Source organism: Comamonas badia DSM 17552, from assembly GCF_000484635.1.
Lineage (GTDB): Bacteria > Pseudomonadota > Gammaproteobacteria > Burkholderiales > Burkholderiaceae_C > Comamonas_C > Comamonas_C badia.
In genome coordinates this window covers 315,232-341,487 of the sequence record NZ_AXVM01000004.1, presented here as the reverse complement: position 1 = coordinate 341,487, position 26,256 = coordinate 315,232, and the positions used below count along the sequence as shown (strand labels likewise).

Sequence of the window (26,256 nt, the reverse complement as noted above, 5' to 3'; positions counted from 1 at the left end):
CCGCCCGCCGTGGGCGGGAGTTCTACAGGAGACATGACGATGACGACACCTACCGAGCGGGCCGGTGCCTGGCTCGCCCAGTTCGAGGCCGCGCTGACCAGCGGCAAGCCGCAGGCCGTGAGCGCGCTGTTCGACGCCGATTGCTACTGGCGCGACCTGGTTTCCTTTACCTGGAATATCCGCACGCAGGAGGGCCAGGCGGCGATCGAAGAGATGCTGGCGGCGCAGCTCGCCAAGACGGCGCCGGGCAACTTCCGCGTCGAAGGCGATGCCACCGAAGCCGACGGCGTGGTCGATGCCTGGTTCACCTTCGAGACCAAGGTCTCGCGCGGGCGCGGCCATCTGCGCCTGAAGGCGACCGCCGCGGGCGACCGCGCCTGGACGCTGCTGACCACCATGGTCGAGCTCAAGGGCTTCGAAGAAAAGAAGGGCACGCGCCGCGTCAAGAGCGCCGAGCACGGCGTGCACCCCGGGCGCAAGAGCTGGCTGGAACAGCGCCAGGACGAAGTCGCCGCACTCGGTCACACCACCCAGCCCTATGTGCTCATCGTCGGCGGCGGCCAGGGCGGCATTGCGCTGGCCGCGCGCCTGCGCCGCCTGGGCGTGCCGACCATCGTCGTCGAGAAAAACGCGCGAGCCGGCGACAGCTGGCGCAACCGCTACAAGAGCCTGCACCTGCATGACCCGGTCTGGTATGACCACCTGCCCTACCTGCCCTTCCCGGACGATTGGCCGGTGTTCGCCGCCAAGGACAAGATCGGCGACTGGCTGGAGAGCTACGCCAAAATCATGGAGATCAACTACTGGGGCTCGACCACCGCCAGGAAGGCGCGCTTTGACGAGGCCAGGGGCGAGTGGGAAGTGGTTGTGGAACGCGAGGGCAGGGAGATCACGCTGCGCCCCAAGCAGCTCGTGTTTGCGCTGGGCGTGTCGGGCTACGCCAATGTGCCGAAAATCGAGGGCGCCGAGACCTTCCTGGGCGATCAGCACCACTCCAGCAAGCACCCCGGCCCCGAGGCCTACAAGGGCAAGAAGGCGGTGGTGCTGGGTTCCAACAACTCGGCGCACGACATCTGCGCTGCGCTGTGGGAAAACGGCGTGCAAGTGACCATGATTCAGCGCAGCAGCACGCACATCGCGCCGTCCGATTCGCTGATGGACATCGTGCTCGGGCCGCTGTACAGCGAGCAGGCGGTGGCCAATGGCATCGATCACCACAAGGCCGACCTGATCTTCGGCAGCGTGCCCTACAAGATCATGCACACCTTCCACATCCCCGCCTACGACGAGATGAAGAAGCGCGATGCCGATCTGTACGGGCGGCTGGAGAAGGCGGGCTTCATGCTCGACTTCGGCGAGGATGGCTCGGGTCTGTTCATGAAGTACCTGCGCCGCGGCTCGGGCTACTACATTGACGTGGGTGCGAGTGAGCTGGTGGCCAATGGCAGTGTCAAGCTCAAGAGCGGCGTGGAAATCAAGAGCATCAAGCCCAAATCCGTGGTGCTCAGCGACGGCACCGAGCTGGACGCCGACCTGCTGGTCTATGCCACCGGCTATGGCTCGATGAACCACTGGCTCGCCGACCTGATCTCGCCCGAGGTGGCCGACCGCGTCGGCAAGGTCTGGGGCCTGGGCTCCAACACCAAGAAAGACCCGGGGCCCTGGGAAGGCGAGCTGCGCAACATGTGGAAGCCCACCAACCAGCAGCAGCTGTGGATACACGGCGGCAACCTGCACCAGAGCCGGCACTACTCGCAGTTCCTCTCGCTGCAGCTGAAGGCGCGCTACGAGGGGCTGGAGACGCCGGTGTACAAGGTGGCGCCGGTGCACCACCTGCGCTGAGAAGCGGCGTTGGCGGGCCGTCAGCCGAGGAGCGCGGCGAGCCGCGCCAGCGCATGCTGCACGGTCGCCGCGCGCACGGCGGCGCGGTCGCCGGCGAAGTGCCGCACCTCGCTGTGCGTGCGCTCGTCAACCCGCCAGCCAAACCAGACCGTGCCCACGGGCTTGTCGGCACTGCCGCCCGTCGGGCCGGCGATGCCGGTGACGGAAAGACTTGCCTGGGCAGCCGAATGCTGGATGGCCCCCTCCGCCATTGCGCGCGCCACGGGCTCGCTGACGGCGCCCTGCTGCTCGATCAGCGCCGCCGGCACGCCAAGCAGCTCAGCCTTTGCGGCGTTGGAATAGGTGACGAAACCGCGTTCAAACCATTGGCTGGAGCCCGCGAGTTCGGTGCAGGCCGCGGCGATCAGCCCGCCGGTGCAGCTTTCGGCCGTGGCCAGCATCTGGCCACGCGCGAGCAGTGCATTGGAGATTTGAGCTAAAAGTGGCTCCAGTGCATGCTGGGCATGCGCTGAAAGCTCATTATTTTGTAGTGACATTGGCAGAGGCAAGGTGCGGCCGCGGGCTCAGCGCACCCGTTGCAGTTCGACGCTGCCCGGCGGCTGGTAGTAGGGGTCGCTGGTGCTGCTGTAGGTCCCATCGGGGTGCTGCAGCACGCGGTCGCCGCCGTGGATGCTGGAGCGCACCGGCTCGCCCGCGGTGTTGCTGTAGGTGTTGTATTCGCCCACGCCCTCCAGCGTGCGCCGCTGGATGCGGTCGTTCGTCGCCTGCGTGTTGGCCTGGGTCTGGTTGTGGATGTTGGCGATGTCGCGCTGGGTCTGGGAGCGGATGGCTGCCCTGTCCGCCGCGCCCTTGGCGTTGATGCGCGCCATCTCGCCCGCATGCCATTGCTGGATCTGGCGGCTCTGGTTGGCGGAGTGCGTCTGCACGAAGCGCTGGCTGGCTTCGCTCACCTTGGCCATCCAGGCTGGATTGGTCTTCATCGAAGCGACGATGCGGTCGCTCACCGCACGGTCCGGCGCGCCGCCCAGGCGGCGATGGGCGTAGACGGTGCCGGCATTGCCCATCAGCGAGTTCTGCATTGCCGTGAAGGTGACGCTGGTCCACAGCCGTTCCTGGATCTCGCTGCCGCCCGAGCCTGCGTAGGCAATCACCACTTCGCCCGCCTCGATCCTGCGCTGCATGCCGTTCTGCGGCGGCGGTGCCTGGGACGTGGCGCTGGCGACGATGTCCGCGCGATCGCTGTAGTTCAGCACGCGTGCGCCGGGGCGGCGCTGCTGCACCACCGCCATCAGAAAAGCGCGTGCCGAGGCGACGGCCATCACCGGGCAGGGATTCATCTGGATGCTGCGGCCCTGCACCTGCCACGCGTAGGGGTGCATGACTTCAAAGGCTTCATCGTCCCGGGGGCTGGTGGCGACCCAGGCGATGCGCATCTGGTTGCTCACGCAGGCGTCGCCGCGCTGCCAGTTGACGCCGCCCTGGGTTCGCCAGCCCCTGGGCACCTGGAGCGTGGCCGCGGTCATCGGCTGCCCGAAGCCCTGCGCATCCACCATCTCCACCTGCTGGCTGGTACCCGCCGCTGAAACAGTGCCGCAGAGGACCATGGCGGCGGCCAGGGTCAGGGCGGTGGCAAGCGATTGCCGGATGGTGGCCATGGAGTCCTCCCTTGTAATGGTGCGCAGCGCCTGCCCATGCTAGCGCCAATTCCCGATACCGCAAGCCCTGTGCGCCCGGGTGCGCCTCAGGCGAGGAAGTAGCGCCAGAACGCGATGACCAGCAGCGTGCAGAGCGCGGCCACCACATCGTCGAACAGGATGCCGAACCCCCCGCGCCAGCCCATGCCCTTGAAATGCTTGTCCGCCCATCCCACGGGCCCCGGCTTGACGGTATCGAAGAAGCGGAACAGCGCAAATGCCAGCAACTGCCCGAGCAGGCCCGTGGGCATCACCAGCAGCAGGATGAGCCAGATGGCGACGATTTCATCCCAGACCACGGCGCCCGGGTCGGCGATGCCCATGTGCCGCGCAGTGACGGTGCAGGCCCACCAGCCCACGGGCAGGGCGGCCAGCGTGACGAGGGCGAGTTGCGGCAGCGAGAGCCATTGCTGGACGACCACGAAGGCCAGCCAGCCCCAGAGCGTGCCCACCGTGCCCGGCGCGACCGGCGAAAGGCCGCTGCCGAAACCGAGCGCGATCAGGTGCGCCGGGTGCGCCAGCAGAAAACGGATTCCGGGGCGTGCGGTGCTGGCCATGGCGTTGTTGGCCGCCGTCAATGGCGCTCCTGTACGCGCACGTCCTTGTCGTGCTCGACGACGTGGCGCGCGGCAAAGCGCGCCGTGGCGCCCGCCGCCAGCTCCCGCTGCCAGGCGATGCTGCCTTCCTGCCCGCCCCAGGCGGTTTCCTGCGGCGCGGGTTCGTAGCTGGATTGCACGCGGATCGCATCGTTCTTCGAGATGGGAGCAGCGTCCAGCACCTGCAGCGCGATGGCCCGTTCGTGGCGGTTCTCCACCTGATAGGCGCGTTCCAGCGTGCGCTCTATGCGCCCGCCGGTGAAGCCTGCATTGGCCGTATGGTCCTTGACCGGCTCAGCGGTGACGAGGATGCGCTCGTCGCGCCCGAAGGACAGGCCATTTTTTTCCCAGTCGCTCGCGCCCGGATTGAACTGCCCCTGGCCCACGTAGGCGCCATCGCGCAGCAGCGCCACCGGGCCCGCCGGCCAGATGCCGGCCAGCGGCGGCATCTGCGCCACGAGGTAGGCGGCCGGCTCCAGCGCCGGCGTGGTGCGCGCGATCAGGGCGGCATCGACGGTCTGTTCGCCCAATGCCAGCGTGACCTTCTCGCCGCCCGTGGGCACGCTGACGCGCTGGGGCACGGCAAAGGTGGTGGCAAAGCTGCCTTCGCTGACGGCGACATCGAAGCTCGGCTCGGCCGCCTCTGCGTCGGCGGCCTTCAGGGCTGGCGCGGCGGCCGCCATGCGGGCGGTGGGCGCGGGTGCCGCCAGCACGGCAGGCATGGGCGGCTGCACGTTCAGCGTCCACGGCCGGGGCAGGCGCCCGCTGGTGGCGGCCAGCGGCTGGCCGGTGGAAAGCGTGAGCTGCACGCCGCCCCAGTCCTCGCCCGTGTCCTGCGCCACCAGCGCCAGGCGCTCAATGCGCACGCGGGCGGTCCTGCTGTCCAGGCTGGCGCGGTAGCTGGGCGACCAGCTCGGGCCGCGCACCTGGTAGGAGAGCTGCAGCTGCGCATCGGCCGGTGCCGCCAGCGTGATGCGCACCATCGCCACCTTGCCCGCCTGCGTGTTGCCGGGCTCGGCCTGCAGACGTTTGAGCGCGCGTTCCTTTTCCTGCAGGGTGCGCTGCGCCAGGTGCAGCTGCTGCTGCGTCTCGCGCGTATGGCGGCGCAGCGCCTCCATCATCGGGCCCATCTGGGTGGCGGTCGCTGCCGCGGCGCCGGGCCCCGGCGCATTGCTGGCCTGCGATTTCAGGTAGGTCTGCGTGAGCTCCAGCGCCTGCACGTCGGCGCGTGCCTGCGCCAGCGCATCCTCGGCGGCGCGCAGGCGATCCGGCTGCGTGCTCTCGCAGCCTTCAGCGAGTTGGCGGTCCATCACCTGCACGCTGATGTCGCCGATGCGCACGGCGCCGGTGCCGGCCACCTGCAGGCTGCGTGCATCAAGCTGCGCCGGCAGGCAGGCGAAGGCGGCCGTGCGGCTGCCGGCCGCAATGCGCAGGCTGCGCTGCACCGTGGCGCTGCCGGGGTAGAGCGTGATGCTGGCTATGCGCGAGGTGTTTGCCGTGCTGCCGGCCTGCGCGCTGGCCAGCAGCGGCGCAAGCGCAAAGACGGCAGTCAGCACGGGGAGCGATCGCAAAACCATCGTTCGGGTATTCCAATAGGCCGGGACAAGAGGCATAGTGTGCCCCAGCCCTTCTTCAATATTTTTCTGCACCGCACCGCACCGCATGACACACGCCGCCCCCGCCTCCCTCTCCGCCGCCGACGGCGCAGCCCTCACCGACGCCCTCATGCGCCTGCTGCGCCTGAAGACCACGCCCATCGTCATGCAGATGTTCGCCAGCGTGGCCGAGATGGAGGCCGTGCCGCGCATCCGGCGCCCAAGCCATGTGCACACCACCGACCAGATCGTCGGCCAGGCCGCGCGCCTGGGCTTCACCGTGGGCATCACGGTGGACGACCTCGTCGGCCCGCAGTGCAGCGCGGTGCTGGGCCTGTCGCCGCGCGATGCGGCGTTCGAGCGCGGCGAGGATTTCGCCGGGGTCTGGTTCGACACGGTGGAAGACGCCAGCGCCCATCAAAAAGCCATGCACACCGCGCCGTACGGGCGCTGGACGGCGATGGCGGTCTCGCCCCTGAACAGCGGGCGCCTGACCGCGCCGCAGATCGCGCTGGTCTATGCCAACCCGGCGCAGATGATTCTGCTCATCAACGGCCTGCAGCACAGCGGCTACCGCAAGCTCGAATGGGGCGCGGTGGGTGAATCGGCCTGCGCTGATTCCTGGGGCCGGGCGCTGGCCACGGGCGAGCCCAGCCTGTCCATTCCCTGCTTCCCCGAGCGGCGCTATGGCGGCGTGGCCGACGATGAGCTGCTGCTGGCGCTGCAACCGGCCGATCTGGCCAAGGCGGTGGCGGGGCTGGAGCGGCTCTCGGCCAACGGCCTGCGCTACCCCATCCCGCCCTACGGCGTGCAGATGGATGTGCGCGCCGGCATGCAGCGCAGCTACGGCGCGAAGAAGGGCTGATTCACGCGAAGTGATCGAAGGAGGCAAAGCGCTCTGCCAGCGCTGCGCCTTGCGCATCGACCACGCGCAGCCCCGGCGCTGAGGTGATCTGCCCGATGCGCGTCACGCGGGTGTCTGCGTGTTGCCCTGCGGCCTCGATCGCGGCCCGCTGCGCGGGTGCAGCGGTGAATAGCAGTTCGTAATCATCGCCGCCCGCCAGTACACATTGCTGCAGGGTCTTGTGGCTGATCGTTGCGAATAAATCGGTATAAAAATTGCCTCCAGCGCTTTGTGTATGAGCGTTTGAAGCTATCAATAACGTTGCGTCTTCCGCATATACGGTAGCCCCGGCACGCGAGCGATCCAGCACATGCCGCAAATCGCCCAGCAGCCCGTCGCTGATGTCGATCGCGCTGCTGGCGATGCCGCGCAGCGCCAGGCCCAGCGCCACGCGCGGCGTGGTGCGCTCCAGCCGCGGGCGCAGTGCTGCGAGAGCGGCATCGGCTAAGGCCCATTCGCCGCGCAGCGCCCCCAGCGCCAGGCGCGCCTGCCCCGGGCTGCCGCTGACCCAGAGGTCGTCGCCCGGCCGTGCGCCGCTGCGCCTGAGGGCATCGCCCGGTGGCACTTCGCCAAACACGGTGATGCAGATATTGAGCGGTCCGGCGGTGGTATCCCCGCCGATCAGCTCGCAGCCGTGCGCATCGGCGAGCGTGAGCAGGCCGCGCGCAAAGGCGGCCAGCCAAGCGTCGTCTGCCTGTGGCAGCGCCAGCGCCAGTGTGAACGCCAGCGGCCTGGCGCCGCAGGCGGCCAGATCAGAGAGATTGACCGCCAGCGCCTTGTGGCCCAGCGCCTCGGGGTCGGTGCCGGCAAAGAAGTGGCGTCCTTCGACCAGCATGTCGCTGGAAATCGCCAACTGCATGCCGGGCGCCGGCGCCAGCAGGGCGCAGTCGTCGCCCACGCCCAGGGCTGCGCGCCTTGCCGGGCGCGTGAAATGGCGTGCGATCAGGTCGAATTCGCCCATGGCATCACCCTCTGAAGCGCAGCCCCGCCTGGCGCGTCACTTCCGCCAGCAGATCCTCCTGCGCCATGCACTCGCGCAGCCAGCGCGCGTCGTTGTGGGAAGCCAGCGTATCGCCGCGCAGCAGTTGCAAGGCGCCGCTGGCGCCGTGCGCTTCGCCGTACGGGGCGACGCGATCGATGGTGCGCAGAATGTGTTCGCGCAGCGGCAGGTGTTCGCCGCTGCCGGGGTCGACGTACTCCGCCTCCAGCCCGAAGCGGCAGGCCTGAAAGCGGTTGTAGGTGTAGACGAGGTAATCGTCCTCCTGCGGCGTGAACGGCTGCTCGGCGAGGAACCAGGCGGCCAGCGATTGCACGAAGCCCGCCAGCGCGGCGGCGCGCTCTATGGTCAGCGGCGTGTCGAACACGCGGATTTCGACGGTGCCGAATTCCGGCTTGGGGCGGATGTCCCAGTAAAAATCCTTCATGCTCCTGACCACGCCGGTGGCGGTCATCTTGTCGAAATAGGCTTCGAAGTCGGCCCAGGTCAGCACGCAGGGCGCACGCCCCGAGAGCGGGAAGGCAAACACCGAGTTCAGCCGCGCCGAATCAAACTGCGTGTCATGCCCCTGCACGAAGGGGCTGGAGGCCGACAGCGCGATGCAGTGCGGGATATAGCGGCTCAGGCGGTGCAGCATCATGAGCGCGGCATCCGCATCCGGGCAGCCGACGTGCACATGCTGGCCGAAGATGGTGAACTGCTTGGTGAGGTAGCCGTAGAGCTGGGTGAGCTCCTGAAAGCGCGGCTTGTCGTAGATGCGCCGCTCGTGCCACTGCTGGAAGGGATGGGTGCCGCCGCCGGCCACCGTGATGTTGAGCTTGTCGGCGCATTGCACGAGTGCGTCGCGGATTTGCCCCAATTGCGAAAGCACCTCTGCGCTGCTGCGGCACACATCGGTGGAAATTTCGATCATGCCGCTGGTCATCTCGGGCACGACGGAGCCGGGCAGCTGGTGGCGGCCCATCAGGCGCAGCATGTCGGCGGCGTAGGGCGCGAGGTCGTAGTCGTGCGTGTTGGCCAGTTGCAGTTCCAGCTCCACGCCCAGCGTGAGCGGCTCGGAATCGTGAAAGGCACCCAGGCTCATGCGCCGTCTCCTTCGGGGGTGGCCGCGCGCTCGCGCATCTGCGGCGTCCAGGGCTTGAGGCTTTCGCCCGCGCCGTACAGGGCCACGGTGGTGAGGATGGCACCCAGCACTTCCATGAGCAGGATGGCCGGCAGCGCGATCTCAGCCATGGGCGCCGCCGCCTCGGGCGCCGCGGCGACAAAGCCGGAAGCCACCAGCAGCGCCACGCCGGAGAGCGGCGACATGGCACCGCTGGTCCAGGCCGCCTGGAGCCAGCTGGCGCCGCTGCCCGGGTTCGCCAGTGCCACGCCGACGGCCTTGGCCGCCAGCCGCACGACCACCAGGACCAGCACGGCGCCCGCCACGGCGGCACTCCAGCGCCACTGCGCAGCGACGGTGGAGACGAGCACGAACATCAGGATGGCCAGCAGCGTGGAGGCGGAGCTGGCCTGGCGCGGCCAGGCCCAGGGCCGCACGTAGAAATGCTTGAGCAGCATGCCCGCGAGCAGTGCCGCCAGCGGCGCGGAGCCGCCGAGTGGCGCCGTCACCGCGGTGCAGACCGCGATCAGGGCGAGCACGGCGATGGCGGTGTTTCCGCTCAAGGGGCTCATCACGCGCAGCACCAGGCGCAGCACCAGCGCCAGCAGCGCGCCCATGGCGGCGGACGCGGCCAGCACCATCGCCGCCGATTCGATGGCGGCGCCTATGCCCTGCGCCGGCCCGGTCATGAGCCGCGCCCAGGCCGCGCCCAGCACCAGCACATAGAGTGAAGACAGCGTGCACAGCACGATGGCGCGCTCCGTGACCGCTCCGGCGGCGCGCGTGTCGGCAATCACGCGCATCAGCACGGTGGGCGATGCCGCCACTGCCACCAGGGCCAGCAGGGAGGATGCCTGCTGCGCCAGGCCAAGCCAGCGCATGGCGCCGTAGGCTGCCAGCCCGGTGAACAGCGCTTCGGCCAGGCTTTGCAGCAGCACCATGGGGTTGTGCCGCAGCCAGCGCAGCGGCAGCCGCCCGCCGCACTCGAACAGCACCACGGCGACGGCCAGCTCCATCACGAACAGCCCGGTGCCGGACAAGGGCCAGGCGGCACCGCCAAACCCCATCAGGCCCGCCGCCGTGCCCACCAGCGTGTAGCCGACCACCTTGGGCAGACCGATGCGCCGCTGCATCAGATAGCCCGCCATGGCCGCCACGGCCAGCAGCAGCGCCCATTGCAGCGTGGGCAAGCCCGCGGGCAGGTGCAGCCACTGCGTCCAGAATCCTGACCAGTCGTTCATCTTCGTTCCTTGCGGGGCTGCGCAGGCGCCCCGCCGAGCGGCCTCAAGGCCGCGTGTTCAATGCAGCACCCGGCCCGCGGGCGCCGGTGCGCCGTTGCCATCGTCCGCTTCCAGGGCAAACATCTCCACCGGGCACTCAAAGCGCTCGCCGTCCTCGGCCACGCAGAAGTAGCTGCCGTGCATGCTGCCGCTGGGGGTGCGCAGGCGGCAGCCGCTGGTGTACTCGAACGCCTCACCCGGTGCCAGCAGCGGCTGCTGCCCCACCACGCCCAGGCCCTTGACTTCCTCCACGGCGCCGCCCGCGTCACGGATGATCCAGTGGCGCGCGATCAGCTGCGCCGTCACCTCGCCCACATTGGCGATGGTGATCGTGTAGGCAAAGCTGTAGATGCCGCGTTCGGGCGAGGAGTGCTCAGGCAGATAGCGCGGCTGCGCCTTGGCGTGAAAAGCGTACTTGGACATGCGCCGCATGGTAGCAGTGCGCGGGAGCGGCGGCGCTGCGACAATCGCGCGCCATGAGCACCACCTACCGCATCGCCCCATCCATTCTTTCGGCCGACTTTGCCCGCCTGGGCGAGGAGGTGAAACAGGTCATCGCCGCCGGCGCCGACTGGATCCATTTTGACGTGATGGACAACCACTACGTGCCCAACCTCACCTTCGGCCCCATGGTCTGCCAGGCGCTCAAGCCCCATGCGGTGCGCGCCGACGGTACGCCGGTGCCAGTGGACGTGCACCTGATGGTGCAGCCCGTCGATGCCCTCGCCGCCGCCTTCGCCCAAGCCGGTGCCGGGCTCATCAGCTTTCACCCGGATGCCTCCGGCCACGTGCACCGCAGCATCCAGGCCATCAAGGCCGCAGGCTGCCAGGCCGGGCTGGTCTTCAACCCGGCGATGCCGCTGGATGTGCTGGACTGGGTGATCGAGGACATCGACCTCATCCTCATCATGAGCGTCAACCCGGGGTTCGGCGGCCAATCCTTCATTGACAGCGCTTTGCGCAAGGTGGAGGCCGCCCGCAGGCGTATCGATGCCTCGGGCAAGGATATCCGCCTGGAGGTGGATGGCGGCATCAAGGCCGACAACATCCGCCGCGTGGCGGATGCCGGTGCCGACACCTTCGTGGCCGGCAGCGCCATCTTCGGGCAGAAGGATTACGCCGCCGTCATTGCCGCGATGCGCGCGCAGCTCGCCTGAGAGGTTGAGAAAAAATCCCCATGCCCGCTTTGCACGCCAAAACACACCCACTCTTCGTTGCAAATACTCGCCATGGCCCGCGTCATGGCTGCGTTTTGCGCCTCGATTGGGTGCGTTTTGGCGCACATCTCGGGCACGGCCAAGTTATTCTCAATCTCCGAGCGGCCGCCTCAGCGCCTGACCGTGTAGGTGTCGGTCTCTTCGCGCAGCAGGCCGCCGCCGCTGACCGAGCCGCTGACCCTGGCCTGCGGACCCATGCGTTTTTCACAATCGGATTGGTCCCGGGCGTTCTTGAACACCGAGCAGCGCGCCAGCGCGTTGCGTTCATAGTCCGCCGCGCTCTCGCTCGTCAACTGCCCGGCACGCGCCGCCTGCGCTGCCGCGCCGATTTCGCGCAGGCACGGCGCGCGGCTGGCCGCCGGCTCATTGGCGCAAGCGCCCGCGCCGGCCGCTGGCGCCGCCTGTGCGCAGGCGCTGCCCAGCAGCAAGGCGGTGGAAATCAGCAGCGAATAACGAGACATTTTCATGGTGCAACTCCGTAGTCCATACCGCCAGCAGACGCAGGCGGTTTGGCTTGTTGGATGCGGCATCCTGGGTTGGTGGCAGGGGAAATGTGAATGGATGTAGCGCCAGCGGGCGTTACTGGGTATTTCTGCAAAGGCTGAAAGCATTTGTTGCATTTTGCGCGGCCTGCCCTGGGCAGATGTTGTCGCGGCTGAAGCGGTATTGGCCCGTCGTGCTGACCTGGCTGATCCTGCCCGCGGCACCTGCAGGTGCCGCGCCTTGCCGTCCAGCTTCTGCTCTGGCGGCACACGGACCGTGGGAGCCTCTGGTGGAATGTCGCCGGCGAGGCTGCGGTAAAATCGTGTCCGGCAACTCCCGCGAGAGGCAGGGCGCGGCGCTGTCAGGGCCTGATGTAGGCGTAGTGTTCGCGGTTCTGCAGCTGGCCGATGCGCACGACGCCCGAGGGCGTGAAATCGGCGTCCATGATGAACTTTTCCTTGGAAATATTGCGGTTGCGCAGCGTGATTTCGCAGATCTCGAAGCGCACGCCGCGCGCCTTGAGCGCGCTCACCAGGGAGGCGTAGTCGATGTTGGCGTTCTTCGGGTCCTTGGCGCCTTCCATCAGGAAGTCGATGCCCTCGGCGTGGGTGACCACGATGATCCTGGTCTCGGGCGCCACGTCCAGGTGGTTGCGCACGTTGCGCAGGCCCTTGGTGGCCTGCGTGATCCAGTTGTCGATGTGGTAGACGACCTTGTCCACGCCGTCGCCCTTGCCCTGCGCCAGGGCGCCCGTGGCGGCGACCAGCATGCCGCCGGCGATCAGGCTGCGGCGGGCGGTGGTGTTGCGGTTGGAATTTTTCATTGCATTGCTCCTTTTTCCGTGCAAAGGGGCAGGGTAGCGCGAAATGGCCCGTCGTGCCAAAGCCTTTGCTACACTGTCGCGCATGTTCATCCATCGCGCGTTCGTTGCAGGTCTGAGCGACCGGGGAGCCTGGCCCTGGCGTAGCTGCATGTCTGTCCTCTGAACGCACCTTGGCACCGACCCAGGGTGCCATCGCAGCCTTGCCTCCTGTCGGGGCAAGGCACCTCACGAGATGAACCCGGCGCAGCATACGCATCGCCGCCGGACCTGGGAGATCCCCGTGATCACTGAACTGGAATTCAAGAGCCTCGCCGCGGAGGGCTACAACCGCATCCCCTTGATGGCGGAAGCCTTTGCCGACCTGGAAACCCCGCTGTCGCTGTACCTCAAGCTGGCCCATGGCTCGGGGCAGGGCGCCAACAGCTTTCTGCTCGAATCGGTCGTCGGCGGCGAGCGCTTCGGCCGCTACAGCTTCATCGGCCTGCCGGCGCGCACGGTTTTGCGTGCCGCGGGCTTTGGCAACGCGGCCAGCACCGAGGTCATGACCGATGGCCGCGTGGTGGAGACCCATGCGGGCAATCCGCTGGATTTCATCGCGCAGTACCAGAAGCGCTTCAAGGTGGCGCTGCGCCCCGGCCTGCCGCGCTTCTGCGGCGGGCTGGCGGGCTATTTCGGCTACGACGCCGTGCGCTATGTCGAAAAGAAGCTGGAGGGCTCCTGCCCGCCCGACCAGCTCGGCTGTCCCGACATCCTGCTGCTGCAGTGCGAGGAGGTGGCGGTGATCGACAACCTCTCGGGCAAGCTCTACCTCATCGTTTACGCCGATCCGGGCCAGAGCGAGGCCTATGCGCGCGGCAAGAAGCGGCTGCGCGAGCTCAAGGAGCAGCTCAAGTATTCGGTCAGCGCGCCGCAAGTGCGGGCGAGCGAGAGCTACCCGACCGAGCGCAGCTTTGCCAAGCCGGATTACATCGCCGCCGTGGAGCGCGCCAAGGAGCTGATCGCCGCCGGCGACTTCATGCAGGTGCAGGTGGGCCAGCGCATCCACAAGCGCTACACGCAGTCGCCGCTGTCGCTGTACCGCGCGCTGCGTTCGCTCAACCCCTCGCCCTACATGTATTTCTACGACTTTGGCGACTTCCAGGTGGTGGGCGCGAGCCCCGAGATTCTGGTGCGCCAGGAGAAGGTGGAAGGGGTGGAGGGCGGCACCAAGATCACCATTCGGCCATTGGCCGGCACCCGTCCGCGCGGCGCCACGCCCGAGAAGGACAAGGCGGCGGAGCACGAGCTGGTGAACGACCCCAAGGAGCGCGCCGAGCATGTGATGCTGATCGACCTGGCGCGCAACGACATTGGCCGCATTGCGCGCGTGGGCAGCGTGAAGGTGACCGAGGCATTTGCGGTGGAGCGCTACAGCCATGTCATGCACATCGTGAGCAATGTCGAAGGCATGTTGATTGACGGCATGAGCAACATGGATGTGCTCAAGGCGACCTTCCCGGCGGGCACGCTCAGCGGCGCGCCCAAGGTGCACGCGATGGAGCTGATCGACGAGCTCGAACCCACCAAGCGCGGGCTCTATGGCGGCGCCTGCGGCTATCTGAGCTACGCGGGCGACATGGACATGGCGATCGCGATCCGCACCGGCATCGTCAAGGACGGCATGCTCTACGTGCAGGCGGCGGCCGGCGTGGTGGCCGATTCGGTGCCTGAACTGGAGTGGAAGGAAACCGAAGCCAAGGCGCGTGCGCTGCTGCGTGCCGCCGAGCTCGTCGAGGAGGGACTGGAATGAAACTCCTCATGATCGACAACTACGACAGCTTCACCTTCAACCTGGTGCAGTATTTCGGCGAGCTCGGCGCGGAAGTTGCGGTGGTGCGGAACGACGAAACCAGCCTCCAGGACATCGCAGAACGCACGCCGGATCGCCTCGTCATCTCGCCCGGCCCCTGCTCGCCCAAGGAAGCGGGGATTTCGGTGGAGGCGATCCGCCACTTCGCCGGCAGGATTCCGCTGCTGGGTGTGTGCCTGGGCCACCAGGCGATAGCCGAGGCGTTTGGCGGCGAGGTGGTGCGCGCCGGGCAGCAGATGCACGGCAAGACCAGCGTCATCACCACCGATGAGAAAGGCGTGTTCGCCGGGTTGCCGAAGCAGTTCACCGTCAACCGCTACCACTCGCTGGCGATTGCGCAGGGCACTCTGCCGCCATGCCTCCTCGTTACCGCCACCAGCGAGGATGGCGAGATCCAGGGCGTGCGCCACCGCGAACTGGCGGTCGAGGGCGTGCAGTTTCACCCCGAGAGCATCCTCACCGAACACGGCCATGCGCTGCTGCGCAACTTTCTGGAGCAGCGCTGAATTTCAAGACAAACCAGGCTTTGGCGCTTATAGGTAAAGCGCCAGCAGCTATCAAAAGGAGAATTCCATGAATGCACCCATCACCCCGCAGGAAGCACTGCAGCGCACCATCGAACACCGCGAAATCTTCCACGACGAGATGCTGCACCTGATGCGGCTCATCATGAGCGGCGAACTCTCGCCGGTGATGACCGCGGCCATCATCACCGGCCTGCGCGTGAAGAAGGAAACCATAGGCGAGATCACCGCCGCCGCGCAGGTGATGCGCGAGTTCTCGAAGAAGGTGAACGTGGCGGACACCACGCATCTGGTGGACGTGGTGGGCACGGGCGGCGACGGCGCGGGCACCTTCAACATCTCCACCTGCTCGATGTTCGTCGTGGCCGCGGCGGGCGGGCGGGTGAGCAAGCACGGCGGACGCGGCGTGTCCAGCAAATCCGGCAGCGCCGACGTGATGGAGCAGCTGGGCGTGAACATCAACCTCACGCCCGAGCAGATCGCGCAGTCGGTGGCCGAGGTGGGCATCGGCTTCATGTTCGCGCCCAACCACCATCCGGCGATGAAGAACGTCGCCCCGGTGCGCCGCGAGATGGGTGTGCGCACGATGTTCAACATCCTCGGGCCGCTCACCAACCCGGCGGGCGCGCCCAACATCCTGATGGGCGTTTTCCACGAGGATCTGGTCGGCATCCAGGTGCGCGCGCTGCAGCGCCTGGGCGCGGAGCATGCGCTGGTGGTCTATGGGCGCGACGGGCTCGATGAAATCAGCCTGGGCGCCGGCACGCGCGTGGGCGAATTGAAGGACGGCGTGGTGAGCGAGTACGAAATCCATCCCGAGGACTTTGGTCTGCGCATGGTCGGCACGCGCGCGCTGAAGGTGCAGACGCCGGAAGAGTCCAGGGCCATGCTGGTGGGCGTGCTCGAGGGCGAGGCCGGCCCGGCGCGCGACATCGTCTGTCTGAATGCGGGCGCCGCGCTCTACGCCGCCAACGTCGCCAGCAGCATCGCCGATGGCCTGGCGCGCGCGCAGGCGGTGATAGCCAGCGGCGCGGCGCGCGCGCGGCTCGATCAGCTCGTGGCCTTCAGCCGGAGGTTCGCAGCATGAGCGCCCCGGCCGCTTCGGACATCCTGCAGAAAATCTGCGAGGTCAAACGCGAGGAGGTGGCGGCCGCGCAAAAGCGCACGCCGCTCGCTGCCATGCGCGCCGATGCCGAAAGCCGCGTGCTCACGCGCGACTTTGTCGGCAGCCTGCGGGCCAGGATCGCCGCCGGTCAGGCCGCGGTGATTGCCGAGGTCAAGAAGGCCAGCCCGAGCAAGGGCGTGATCCGCGAAGATTTCATTCCCGCCGACATCGCGCAAAGCTATGCCGAGGGCGATGGCCAGAGGGGCGGCGTGAGCGCCGCCTGTCTGTCCGTGCTGACCGACCGGCAGTTCTTCCAGGGCCAGCCCGATCACCTCAAGCAGGCGCGCGCCTCCTGCGGCCTGCCGGTGCTGCGCAAGGATTTCATGGTCGATGCCTACCAGATCTACGAGTCGCGCGCCATGGGCGCGGATTGCGTGCTGCTGATTGCCGCGTGCCTTCAGGATGCGCAGATGGCGGAGATGGAAGCCATCGCCCTGCAGCTGGGCATGGCGGTGCTCGTGGAAGTGCACGATGGCCCCGAGCTGGAGCGCGCCTTGCGTCTGAAGACACCGCTGGTGGGCATCAACAACCGCAACCTGCGCACGTTCGAGGTCAGCCTGCAGCCCACCTTGGGCTTGTTGGCGCAGGTGCCGAGCGATCGCCTGCTGGTGACGGAATCGGGCATTGCCACGCGCGAGGATGTGGCGACGATGCGCGCGGGTGGAGTGCATGCGTTTCTGGTCGGCGAGACCTTCATGCGCGCGCCGCAGCCAGGCGTTGCACTGGCGCAGCTGTTTGCCTGACCCCCTGCCGCAATCCGGGTAAATTGCGGCGCTGGCGTGCGCTGCGCGCTGCGATTTCGAGAGGCCTCTTTGTCAACCGCCGCCCCTGCATCGGAGACCGGCCCGCCCGCGGACACGCTGGCGAGGGCATGGCCGCGCCGCGCCCGAAACGGCCTGAGCGCGGCCCCGCTCGTGATCGACGTGGACGACTTCAAGCGCTGCAACGACCGCTATGGCCACCAGGCGGGCGGCCTCGGTGCCCGCAGGCCGATGCCCAGCTCCATCGCGCCAGGGAATCAGCGCGCAATGGGGCTTTCGATGGTATTGCAATACTATAGAAAAAATAGCTTCTTGCGCTTTCCTGTAAAGCGCAAATCGGCTTTTTCGTTCTGTTTTTCAGAAGCAGTCCGCATTCTGTCCCGGGGGTGCTTGCGCCGGGCTTGACAGATGTTCACAATTTGATACATGCCGCGCCCGCAGCGATCCTCCCACCGCCAGCGCCACGGAGAAATTTCCTGGCTGCTGCTGGCCTGGCTCATGCTGGGTGCGGTGCTGGCGCTGGTGCTGTGGCAGGCGCACCGCCAGACCGAGGCGCACGAACGCGAGGTGCTGGCGCAGCAGGCGCAGGTGCTGCGTCAGCAGCTGCAGGTGGACTTTCGCATGATCTACCTGGGCCTGGGCAGGATCATGGAGCGCCTGCCCCGCTGGCAACGGCAGACCGACGGCGCGCAGGAGCTGCAGTGGCAGTTGCAGGCCTTCGAGGATGCCATCGTCGGCGTGCGTGCGGTGAACGTGCTCGATGCCGATGGCACGGTGATCGCGTCCAGCCGCCCGCAGCTGGTGGGCCTGCGGACCGGCCAGCGCGAGGATGTCGTGCGCCGCCGCTCGGCCTCGTCCGATCTTCTGCTGGTCAGCGCACCGCTGGTGGGCGGGCTGGGCCGGCAGACCGTGATTCTCTCGCGCGCGCTGCGCGATGCGCAGGGGGCCTATGTGGGGGCGGTCTCCGCCTCGCTGGAAGAAGACGAGCTGCGCGCCGGGTTTGAAGCCGTGCGCTATGCGCCGGACATGCTTGCAAGCCTGATCCATGCCGACGGCAGCCGCTTCATGACGGTGTCGGGCGATACGGCGGCGGCCGATGCCGGTCCGCGGGCGGGACTGCCATTCAGGCTGCACCAGGACAGCGGCCAGGCCGACAGCGTGCAGCGGGGCGCGCTGCAGCCTGGCGGGCCGCTGCGCATCGTGGCGCTGAGCACGCTCGGCTCCAGCAGCGGGCTGCCGCTGGATCGCCCGCTGGTGGCGGCCGTAGGACGCGACTGGCAGGCGGTGTTTGCCGCGTGGCGCAGCGAGGTGGCGGTGGTCGGCAGTGCTTATCTGCTGACGCTGGCCGTGGGCATGTTCGGCACGGCCGCCGTGCGCCGGCGCCGCCGCCTGGTGGAGCGCCAGCAGGCCGCGGTGCAGGCCGAGGCCGCCCGCCTGCACCAGATGCTCGACCAGCTGCTGGAGAACGTGCCCGGCATGATCTACCAGTACCGCATGGAGCCTGACGGCCGCAGCAGCTTTCCGTACGCCACCCCCGGCGTGCGCGAGGTCTACGGGCTCAGCCCCGAGGAAATCCGCACCGATGCCTCCGCCGTGCTGGCGCGCCTGCATCCGCAGGATGCGGACCAGGTGCTGCGGAGCATTCAGACGTCGGCGCGCACGCTCGGCGTGTGGGAGGATGAATACCGGGTGCAGCTTCCCGGGTGCGGCGTGCGCTGGATGCACGGCATGGCGCGGCCGCAGCGCGTGGAAGGCGACGCGGTGCTCTGGCATGGCTACATTCACGACGTGACCGAGACGCGCCAGGCGCGCGAGCGGCTCGACCGTCTGCTGCAGAACGTGCCCGGCGCTTTGTTTCAGGTCCAGCTCGATCGCGACGGCCGCTCGCACTTTCCCTACGTCAGCGCTGGCGCCTCGGCGCTGTACGACCTGACGCCCGAGGAACTGTACGAGGACGCGCAGCGCTTGATGGCCCGCATCCATCCGGAGGATTTGCCTGGCTGGATGGCGAGTACGGCGGTCTCCGCGCGCGAGCTCTCGCTGTGGGAGCGGGAATTCCGCGTGCAGCTGTCCGGTCGAGGCGAGCGCTGGATCCACGCGACCGCGCGGCCCCAGGCGGCGGGCGACGGCGCCGTGCTCTGGTATGGCTATGCCTACGATGCGACCGAGCGGCGCGAAGTCAGCGAACGGCTGGAGCGCCTGGCGGAAAACGTGCCCGGCATGATCTACCAGTTCCGCCTGAACGCCGATGGCAGCAGCTATTTTCCATACGCCAGTGCGGGCGCGGCCGATGTATACGGCTTTACCCCCGAGGAGCTGCAGCGCGATGCGGCACCGGTGTTCGCCCGCGTGCATCCCGAGGACCTGCCGGGCGGCGTGCAGAGCATCCAGGCATCGGCGCAGTCGCTGCAGGTGTGGCGCAGGGAATTCCGCTACCTGCTGCCGCGGCTCGGTGAGCGCTGGCTGCATGCGCTGGCCAGGCCCCAGCGCCAGCCCGACGGCGCGGTGCTCTGGCATGGCTACATCCAGGACGTGACCGAGGCCAAGCACCAGCAGCTGCGGCTGGAGGCCACGGAGCGCCAGTTGCGCCAGCTGGCTTATGTGGATGGGTTGACGGGTGTGGCCAACCGCAGGCATTTCGATGACCAGCTGCAGATCGAGTGGCGCCGCTGCGCGCGCAGCGGGCAGCCGCTGTCGCTGCTGATGATCGACATCGACCACTTCAAGCCCTACAACGACCAGTATGGGCATCAGCAGGGCGATGCCTGCCTGCGGGCCGTGGCGGGGACGCTCAGAACAGGTCTGGGGCGCGCCCATGACCTGGTGGCGCGCTACGGCGGGGAGGAGTTCGTCTGTCTGCTGCCCGACATTGATGCCGCCGGCGCCTTGTCCGTCGCCGAAAGCCTGCGCGCGGCGGTGCAGGCGCTGCAGTTGCCGCACGCCAGCTCGCCGGCGGCAGGCGTGGTGACCATCAGCATCGGCGCAGCCAGCGGTGTTCCCCGGGAAGACGGTACGCCCGCCGATCTTTTGGCGCGGGCCGACGCCAGCCTCTATCGCGCCAAGAGCGGAGGGCGCAACCGCGTGGCCCTGGATGGCGCATGACCGTTCGCCGCCGCGGCAAGGGTTATGCCGGACATCGCAAACCCGGGTGTTGGGCGTATGCTTGCTCCCCACTGCGACTTGCCAAGTGGTGAACGGTCATGATGAGAACCGCCTTTGTCTGGGACGAAAGCTTTGCCACCGGCCTGCCCGAGATGGACGGGCAGCACCGTGAGCTCGTCAACCTCTTCAATGGGCTCGGCCTGGCGCTGTTCGTGCACGGCGTGCAGGACGAAGGGCCGCTGGCAGATGCCTTCGATCGCTTGCTGCGCTATACCGAATCGCACTTTGCCGAGGAAGAGGCGCTGATGCGCCGCATGGCGCTGGACCCGCGCTTCATCGCCAGCCATCTGGCGGCGCACACGCAGTTCGTCGAGCACCTGCAGGCGATATGGGGCCAGCGCGCCAGCCTGCCGGACCTGCGCGTCACGCTGACGGATTTCCTCACCTCGTGGATGGCGCTGCATATCCTGGGCGCGGACCAGTCGCTGGCGCGCCAAGTGCGTGCGGTCGAGCAGGGCCGCACGCCGGCCCAGGCGTTCGAGGACGAAGGCGAACCGCGCGACGCCGGCACCCGGGTGCTGACCCAGCTGGTGACCCGCCTGTACAACGCATTGATCAGCCAGAACCGCCAGCTGGCCCTGGCCAACCAGCAGCTGGAAGAGCGCGTGGCCGAGCGCACGCGTGCGCTGGAAGAAGCCAACCAGGCCCTGCGCGCCATGGTGCGCACCGACGGGCTGCTGGGCATTGCCAACCGCGCGCATTTCGATGAGCGCATCGAACAGGCCTGCAGCCTGGCCTGGCGCCAGGAGCGCCATGTCGGCCTGTTGATGATCGACCTGGACCATTTCAAGCGCTACAACGACTGGTACGGCCATCGGCAGGGTGACATCTGCCTGCAAGTCGTGGTGCGTGCCGTGGCCGGCGTGCTCAAGCGCGATACCGACCTGCTGGCGCGCTACGGCGGCGAGGAGCTGGTGGTGGTCCTGCCCGATACCGATCGCGAAGGCAGCGTCGCCGTGGCCGAGCGCGTGCTCCAGGCGGTGCGCGCGCTGCAGCTGAACCATGCCGATTCGCCGGTGGCGCCATACGTCACCGTCAGCATCGGGGTGTGCAGCCGGGTACCCGCGCCGGCCGATCCCAGCCGTGGCGGCTCTGGCGCCGCGGGCCTGATCGCCTGCGCCGACGAGGCGCTGTACCGCGCCAAGGGCGCGGGGCGCGACCGCAGCGTCCTGGCAGAAAAAGCGGTGAAATTCCAGGCCGTGGCGTAGCCCTGAAAAGCGTGCCGGACGCCTGGCCTATGCGCTCGCGCGTGCCAGCAGCATCGCGTCGCCGTAGCTGAAGAAACGGTAGCGCGCAGCGATGGCGTGGCGGTACAGCTGCATGGTGCGCGCGTGGCCGGCGAAGGCGCTCACCAGCATCATCAGCGTGCTTTTGGGCAAGTGAAAGTTGGTGATGAGCAGATCCACCACCTTGAAGCCGAACCCCGGCGTGATGAAGATGTCCGTGTCGCCCTCGGCGCGGCCGGTGAGCGCCCAGGATTCCAGCGTGCGCACCGTGGTGGTGCCTATGGCCAGCACGCGGCCGCCGCGCGCGCGGCACGCCGCGATGGCGTCCATGGTCGCGGCCGGTACCTGGTACCACTCGCTGTGCATGTGGTGCTCGGCGATGGCTTCGGTCTTCACGGGCTGGAAAGTGCCCGCGCCCACATGCAGCGTGACCTGCGCGGCCTCGACGCCGCGTGCCGCCAGCCGCGCCATCACGCCGTCGTCAAAGTGCAGCGCGGCCGTGGGCGCGGCCACCGCGCCGGGCTGGCGCGCGAAAATGGTCTGGTAGCGCTCGTTGTCTTCGGCCTCGTCGGGGTCATGCCCGCCGTCCTGGTGGCGCTCTATGTAGGGCGGCAGCGGCAGGTGGCCGTGGCGCTGCATCAGCTCCCAGGGCGATTCGCCCGCCGCGCCCGTGAGCCGCAGGTGAAACAGCGCGCCCTGCGCGTCGGGCCAGCGCGCCAGCATCTGCGCGTCAAAGCCGCCCTGCTGCCGGCCGCCGGCAAAGTGCAGCACCGCGCCGGGCGCGGGCTTCTTGCTCACCTTCATGTGGGCGATGACTTCGCCCTCGCGCAGCACGCGTTCGATCAGCAGCTCCACATGGCCGCCACTGGCCTTCTGGCCAAACAGCCGCGCCTTGAGCACGCGGGTGTCGTTGAACACCATCAGGTCGCCCGGTGCCAGCAGCTCGGGCAGGCTGCGGAAGATCCGGTCCACGGGCGGCCAGCCGCGGCCGTCGAGCAGGCGCGAGCTGCTGCGCTGCGGCGCCGGGTGCTGGGCAATCAGTTCGCCGGGCAGGTCAAAATCGAAATCACTGAGCGTGAAGGCGTGATCGGTTGGGTCGGGCATGGGATGGGCGCGCAGGAGCGCGCCAATGCAACAAAGGGTCAGCGTGCGATTGTCGCGCCGCCGGGCTCGACCCAGAGCCGGTGCAGATCCGGGAAATTCCACTGCGATGGGTCTTCGCGCCCGAGGATTTTTTCACCGCAGCCGGGGTCGGACAAATCCATTGTTTCAGGCGCAATCCGCAGGCCGGAAGAGAGCGAGAAAAATGCCCTGACGCGCGGCGCCAGCAGCGTGCCCGGTGATTGTTCGAGCACGATCGCCAGGTGCCCGGAGCTGAGCCGCACCAGCGAGCCCGTGGGGTAGATGCCCATGCATTTGACGAAGGCCTGGAAGAGGCGGCTGTCAAAGTGGCCCCTGGTCCATTCGGCCATGCGCCGCAGCGATTCGGAAGGGTCCCAGCCCGCCTTGTAGGGGCGGTTGGAGGTGATGGCGTCATAGACGTCGCAGATCGCGCTCATGCGGGCCAGCAGGTGTACGCCGCTGCCCATCAGGCGGTGCGGGTAGCCGGTGCCGTCGATTTTTTCGTGGTGGTGCAGGCAGGCATCGAGCACCTGCGGCGCAAGGCCGCAGGGACGCAGCATCGCGTGGCCGAGCGCGGGGTGGCTGCGCATGGTGTCGAATTCCTCGTCCGTCAGCGCGCCCGGCTTGTTGAGGATGGCGTCGGCGATCCCGGCCTTGCCCAGGTCGTGCAGCAGGCCCGCCATGCCGGCCTGCTGCACCGTGGCCGCGTCCAGGCCGAGCTGGCGCGCCAGCGCAACCATCAGCGCCGATACCGCCACCGAATGCATGTAGGTGTATTCGTTGGCGGTTTTCAGGCGCGCCAGGCTGATGAGCGCGCCGGGGTTGCGCGTGAGCGAGCCGGAGATCTCCTCGACCAGCGAAGCGGCGTCGCGCGCATCGATCGCCTGGCCCATGCGCGCCTCCCGGAACATGGACACCACGGCGGTCTTGGCCGTATGGCAGATCGCGCTGGCACGGTGCAATTCCTCGGTCATCGTGGCGGGGCCGCGGTCCGCGCGGCGCGGCGCGGAGGGCACGGAGGGCGCGGCAGTCAGCGCGCCAGGCTGGGCATCGATGCTGGCGAGGGCACTGTCGATGGCGTCGTCTGCTTCGCTGCGCGTGGTGGCGGGCGCATGCGGGGCCACATCCAGGCCTCGGTCCGTGTCTATCCACACCTCCTGGATGGAACTGCCGCGAATGCGCCGCAGATCGTGATCGCTCTTGAGCAGAAAGCGGGTGCGCCAGAACGGATGCTCCATCCACGAGCCGCAGAACTCGTGGATGAACATGCCTTGCGAGAGGTGGCTGACGTCTATGCGCTTGAGCATGCGGGTGGGGCAGCGTGGTGACCACATGGTAGCCTCTTTGCGTGGGCAAGTTACCAGCTGTTTCACCCAAATCGGCGAAGCCGAACCAGAGCCCGGCGCAGCGCGCGCTGGCCAGGCTTGGCCTGGTGCGCGACATCGACCTGGCGCTGCACCTGCCGCTGCGCTACGAGGACGAGACGCGCATCACGCCGATCAGAAACGCCCGCGAAGGCGAGGTGGCGCAGATCGAGGGCACGGTGCTCGATTGCAGCGTGCAGCTGCGCCCGCGCCGCCAGCTCGTCGTGGTTCTCGACGATGGCACGGGGCGCTGCGAGCTGCGCTTCTTCAGCTTCTACCCGTCGCAGCAGAAAACCATGGCGGTGGGCGAGCGCCTGCGCGCACGCGGCGAGGTGCGCGGCGGCTTCTGGGGACGGCAGATGTTGCATCCGGCGTTTCGCAAGGCCGAAGGACCGTTGCCCGCGGCACTCACGCCGGTGTACCCGAGCACGGCGCAACTGCCGCAGGCCTATCTGCGCCGCGCGGTGGCCATGGCGCTCACGCGTGTGCGGCTGGATGAAACGCTGGCACCCGAGTGGCCGGTGCCGCCGCTTGCCGTTCATGGTCAAAATGGCCATTTGCACATATGGAGCTTGCGCGAAGCACTCCTTTTTTTGCACCACCCCGCACCCGACGTGGCGCTGGCCACGCTGGAGGACCACAGCCATCCCGCCTGGCAGCGACTGAAGGCCGAGGAACTGCTGGCGCAGCAGCTCTCGCAATGCCGGTCGCGCGCCGAACGTGCGCGTTTGCGGGCGCCGGTGCTGGCGCCGGGTGACGGTGCGGGCAGCCTGCATGCGGGGCTGATGGCCGCGCTGCCGTTTGCACTCACCGGCGCGCAGCAGCGCGTGGGCCGCGAGATCGCGCACGACCTGGCGCGCCCCCAGCCCATGCACCGCCTGCTGCAGGGCGATGTGGGCGCGGGCAAGACCGTGGTGGCGGCGCTGGCGGCGGCGCGCGCGATGGATGCGGGCTGGCAATGCGCGCTGATGGCGCCCACCGAAATCCTGGCCAGCCAGCACTTTGCCAAGCTGGTGCAGTGGCTGCAGCCGCTCTTGCAGGCGCGCGGGCAATGCGTCGCCTGGCTGGTCGGCGGGCAGAAAAAGAAGGAGCGCGCCACGGCGCTGGAGGCGATTGCACAGGGCGCGGCGGCGCTGGTGGTGGGCACGCATGCGGTGATCCAGCAGCAGGTGCGGTTCGCCCGCCTGGGCCTGGCGGTGATCGATGAGCAGCATCGCTTTGGCGTCGCCCAGCGCCTGGCACTGCGGCAAAAAACCGCCGGCGGGGAGATGGAGCCGCACCTTCTGATGATGACCGCCACGCCCATTCCGCGCACGCTGGCGATGAGCTATTACGCCGATCTGGATGTCTCCACGCTGGATGAATTGCCACCGGGGCGCACGCCTGTCGTCACGCGCCTGATCGCCGACAGCCGGCGCGATGAAGTCATTGCGCGCCTGGCGCAGCAGGTGGCGCGGGGCCGGCAGGCCTACTGGGTCTGCCCGCTGATCGAGGAAAGCGAGGCGCTGGACCTGACCAACGCCACCGCCACCCACGCCGAGTTGGCCGAGGCGCTGCCGGGCGCCTCGGTGGGTTTGCTGCATTCGCGCATGCCAGCGGGCGAAAAGCAGGCGGTGATGGAGGGTTTCAAGGCGGGGCGGACGGCCGTGCTGGTGAGCACCACGGTGATCGAGGTGGGCGTGGACGTGCCCAACGCCAGCCTGATGGTGATCGACCATGCCGAGCGCTTTGGCCTCTCGCAACTGCACCAGTTGCGCGGGCGCGTGGGGCGCGGCGCGGCGGCCTCGGCCTGCGTGCTGCTGTACGCCAGAGGCGAGAGCGGGCATCTGGCGCAGGCGGCGCGCGAGCGGCTCAAGGCCATGCTGCAAACCCACGACGGCTTCGAGATCGCGCGCCGCGATCTGGACATCCGCGGCCCGGGCGAGTTCCTCGGGGCGCGCCAGTCGGGCGACGCGATGCTGCGCTTCGCCGATCTGGCGCAGGACGGCGCCTTGCTCGATTGGGCGCGCGCGGTGGCGCCGCAGATGCTGGCGCGCTACCCGGCGCTGGCGCAGGCGCACATCGAGCGCTGGCTGGGTGGGCGGGCGGAATTCCTCAAGGCCTGACGGCTCCGGGCGTGTTGCGGCGGGCTTCGATTTCAGCGCTGCGCAGGGCGCTGGCGGGTACTCCGCCAATGCCCCAGTCCTCGGGCGCGACCGGCACGATGCCGCCGCGCACATCGGCCTTGCGGACGCCGAGCACCTCGGCAATCAGCTCGGTGAACCCAGCAAGCAGCATCTGGCGGTCCGCCTGCGAGCGGTCTTCCAGCACGATGAACGAAAAATAGGGCGTCGGCCCCGCGCCATCGCGCACTAGCTGGCCGCCCACGCAATACAGGTGGGGCTCATGCTCGGTGGCGAATACGCGCACGCGCTCGATCGGGCAGTGCAAGCCTTCGGCAAAAAGCCTGCTGCACCGCTTGAGCAGTTCTTCGACCTTGTCCTGGGCGTGCTGCCCGCGCACCAGGTGAATGTTGAGTATCGGCATGGTGAGTGTCTTTCAAGGCAAGCC

24 protein-coding genes are annotated in these 26,256 nt (G+C 68.2%); 11 read left to right on the top strand and 13 right to left on the bottom strand.

Features of this window, described 5'->3' with window-relative positions; genetic code table 11:
* The first annotated feature begins 33 nt into the window (after window positions 1-33).
* Complete coding sequence (locus tag K320_RS0110895) at window positions 34-1,842, top strand: NAD(P)/FAD-dependent oxidoreductase (protein WP_024538869.1); 1,809 nt, start codon at window positions 34-36, stop codon at window positions 1,840-1,842.
* A gap of 20 nt (window positions 1,843-1,862) precedes the next feature.
* Here the strand turns inward: K320_RS0110895 and K320_RS0110890 are convergent, their stop codons facing one another.
* The 4 genes from K320_RS0110890 to K320_RS0110875 all read right to left on the bottom strand — a co-directional run bounded on the left by K320_RS0110890 (window position 1,863) and on the right by K320_RS0110875 (window position 5,688).
* Window positions 1,863-2,378: a CinA family protein gene (locus K320_RS0110890; protein ID WP_024538868.1), complete on the bottom strand. Its 516-nt coding sequence runs from the start codon at window positions 2,376-2,378 to the stop codon at window positions 1,863-1,865.
* A 27-nt stretch (window positions 2,379-2,405) separates the two neighbouring features.
* Window positions 2,406-3,497: a hypothetical protein gene (locus K320_RS0110885; RefSeq protein WP_024538867.1), complete on the bottom strand. Its 1,092-nt coding sequence runs from the start codon at window positions 3,495-3,497 to the stop codon at window positions 2,406-2,408.
* 86 nt (window positions 3,498-3,583) lie between these two features.
* Window positions 3,584-4,093: a phosphatidylglycerophosphatase A family protein gene (locus tag K320_RS0110880; RefSeq protein ID WP_024538866.1), complete on the bottom strand. Its 510-nt coding sequence runs from the start codon at window positions 4,091-4,093 to the stop codon at window positions 3,584-3,586.
* A gap of 17 nt (window positions 4,094-4,110) precedes the next feature.
* Complete coding sequence (locus tag K320_RS0110875) at window positions 4,111-5,688, bottom strand: DUF4139 domain-containing protein (RefSeq protein WP_245593866.1); 1,578 nt, start codon at window positions 5,686-5,688, stop codon at window positions 4,111-4,113.
* A 106-nt stretch (window positions 5,689-5,794) separates the two neighbouring features.
* On the opposite strand from K320_RS0110875, the gene K320_RS0110870 reads away from it, so the two are divergent.
* Window positions 5,795-6,592 (top strand): DUF169 domain-containing protein, encoded by a 798-nt coding sequence (locus K320_RS0110870; protein ID WP_024538864.1) that lies wholly within the window; start codon window positions 5,795-5,797, stop codon window positions 6,590-6,592.
* A 1-nt stretch (window position 6,593) separates the two neighbouring features.
* Here the strand turns inward: K320_RS0110870 and thiL are convergent, their stop codons facing one another.
* Genes thiL through apaG form a run of 4 tightly spaced genes read right to left on the bottom strand, consistent with a single transcriptional unit; the run spans window position 6,594 to window position 10,433 of the window.
* Window positions 6,594-7,592 carry a thiamine-phosphate kinase gene (thiL, locus tag K320_RS0110865; protein ID WP_024538863.1) on the bottom strand — a complete coding sequence of 333 codons (999 nt, stop codon included), beginning with the start codon at window positions 7,590-7,592 and terminating at the stop codon, window positions 6,594-6,596.
* A gap of 4 nt (window positions 7,593-7,596) precedes the next feature.
* On the bottom strand, window positions 7,597-8,712 hold the full coding sequence (locus K320_RS0110860) for a YbdK family carboxylate-amine ligase (RefSeq protein WP_024538862.1): 1,116 nt from the start codon (window positions 8,710-8,712) through the stop codon (window positions 7,597-7,599).
* Window positions 8,709-9,971: a cation:proton antiporter domain-containing protein gene (locus K320_RS0110855; RefSeq protein WP_024538861.1), complete on the bottom strand. Its 1,263-nt coding sequence runs from the start codon at window positions 9,969-9,971 to the stop codon at window positions 8,709-8,711. Before K320_RS0110855 ends, K320_RS0110860 begins: the two co-directional genes overlap by 4 nt.
* A gap of 57 nt (window positions 9,972-10,028) precedes the next feature.
* Entirely contained in the window at window positions 10,029-10,433 is a 405-nt protein-coding gene (gene apaG, locus K320_RS0110850; protein ID WP_024538860.1) for a Co2+/Mg2+ efflux protein ApaG, read from the bottom strand.
* A gap of 53 nt (window positions 10,434-10,486) precedes the next feature.
* On the opposite strand from apaG, the gene rpe reads away from it, so the two are divergent.
* Window positions 10,487-11,167: a ribulose-phosphate 3-epimerase gene (gene rpe, locus K320_RS0110845; protein WP_024538859.1), complete on the top strand. Its 681-nt coding sequence runs from the start codon at window positions 10,487-10,489 to the stop codon at window positions 11,165-11,167.
* A gap of 170 nt (window positions 11,168-11,337) precedes the next feature.
* On the opposite strand, the gene K320_RS0110835 is transcribed toward rpe, so the two are convergent.
* The gene (locus K320_RS0110835) at window positions 11,338-11,694 is read right to left on the bottom strand and encodes a hypothetical protein (protein ID WP_024538858.1); all 357 of its coding nucleotides are present in this window, start codon (window positions 11,692-11,694) and stop codon (window positions 11,338-11,340) included.
* 377 nt (window positions 11,695-12,071) lie between these two features.
* The gene (locus tag K320_RS0110830; protein ID WP_024538857.1) at window positions 12,072-12,533 is read right to left on the bottom strand and encodes a DsrE family protein; all 462 of its coding nucleotides are present in this window, start codon (window positions 12,531-12,533) and stop codon (window positions 12,072-12,074) included.
* A 280-nt stretch (window positions 12,534-12,813) separates the two neighbouring features.
* Between K320_RS0110830 and trpE the strand changes: the two genes are divergently transcribed.
* From trpE to K320_RS0110800, 7 genes are all read left to right on the top strand, one after another.
* Complete coding sequence (gene trpE / locus K320_RS0110825; RefSeq protein WP_024538856.1) at window positions 12,814-14,322, top strand: anthranilate synthase component I; 1,509 nt, start codon at window positions 12,814-12,816, stop codon at window positions 14,320-14,322.
* Window positions 14,319-14,888: an anthranilate synthase component II gene (locus tag K320_RS0110820; RefSeq protein WP_024538855.1), complete on the top strand. Its 570-nt coding sequence runs from the start codon at window positions 14,319-14,321 to the stop codon at window positions 14,886-14,888. Before trpE ends, K320_RS0110820 begins: the two co-directional genes overlap by 4 nt.
* A gap of 67 nt (window positions 14,889-14,955) precedes the next feature.
* A complete protein-coding gene (gene trpD, locus K320_RS0110815) occupies window positions 14,956-15,993 on the top strand; it encodes an anthranilate phosphoribosyltransferase (protein ID WP_029696051.1) in 1,038 nt (345 codons plus the stop codon).
* Entirely contained in the window at window positions 15,990-16,814 is an 825-nt protein-coding gene (gene trpC / locus K320_RS0110810) for an indole-3-glycerol phosphate synthase TrpC (protein WP_024538853.1), read from the top strand. The genes trpD and trpC overlap by 4 nt, the downstream gene beginning before the upstream one ends.
* Before the next feature lie 36 nt (window positions 16,815-16,850).
* Window positions 16,851-17,237, top strand: a complete 387-nt coding sequence (locus K320_RS18715; RefSeq protein WP_245593865.1) for a diguanylate cyclase domain-containing protein — start codon at window positions 16,851-16,853, stop codon at window positions 17,235-17,237.
* A 21-nt stretch (window positions 17,238-17,258) separates the two neighbouring features.
* Window positions 17,259-19,934 carry a diguanylate cyclase gene (locus tag K320_RS0110805; RefSeq protein WP_024538852.1) on the top strand — a complete coding sequence of 892 codons (2,676 nt, stop codon included), beginning with the start codon at window positions 17,259-17,261 and terminating at the stop codon, window positions 19,932-19,934.
* Between the two features lie 98 nt (window positions 19,935-20,032).
* Window positions 20,033-21,202: a GGDEF domain-containing protein gene (locus tag K320_RS0110800; protein WP_024538851.1), complete on the top strand. Its 1,170-nt coding sequence runs from the start codon at window positions 20,033-20,035 to the stop codon at window positions 21,200-21,202.
* Window positions 21,203-21,229: 27 nt separating this feature from the next.
* Here the strand turns inward: K320_RS0110800 and queA are convergent, their stop codons facing one another.
* Together queA and K320_RS0110790 are read right to left on the bottom strand one after the other, a co-directional pair.
* On the bottom strand, window positions 21,230-22,324 hold the full coding sequence (queA, locus tag K320_RS0110795) for a tRNA preQ1(34) S-adenosylmethionine ribosyltransferase-isomerase QueA (protein ID WP_024538850.1): 1,095 nt from the start codon (window positions 22,322-22,324) through the stop codon (window positions 21,230-21,232).
* A 38-nt stretch (window positions 22,325-22,362) separates the two neighbouring features.
* Window positions 22,363-23,649 (bottom strand): HD-GYP domain-containing protein, encoded by a 1,287-nt coding sequence (locus tag K320_RS0110790; RefSeq protein WP_024538849.1) that lies wholly within the window; start codon window positions 23,647-23,649, stop codon window positions 22,363-22,365.
* 41 nt (window positions 23,650-23,690) lie between these two features.
* On the opposite strand from K320_RS0110790, the gene recG reads away from it, so the two are divergent.
* Window positions 23,691-25,811 (top strand): ATP-dependent DNA helicase RecG, encoded by a 2,121-nt coding sequence (gene recG / locus K320_RS0110785; protein WP_024538848.1) that lies wholly within the window; start codon window positions 23,691-23,693, stop codon window positions 25,809-25,811.
* Here the strand turns inward: recG and K320_RS0110780 are convergent.
* Window positions 25,801-26,232: a tautomerase family protein gene (locus tag K320_RS0110780; protein WP_024538847.1), complete on the bottom strand. Its 432-nt coding sequence runs from the start codon at window positions 26,230-26,232 to the stop codon at window positions 25,801-25,803. The genes recG and K320_RS0110780 overlap by 11 nt on opposite strands.
* Window positions 26,233-26,256 lie beyond the last annotated feature (24 nt).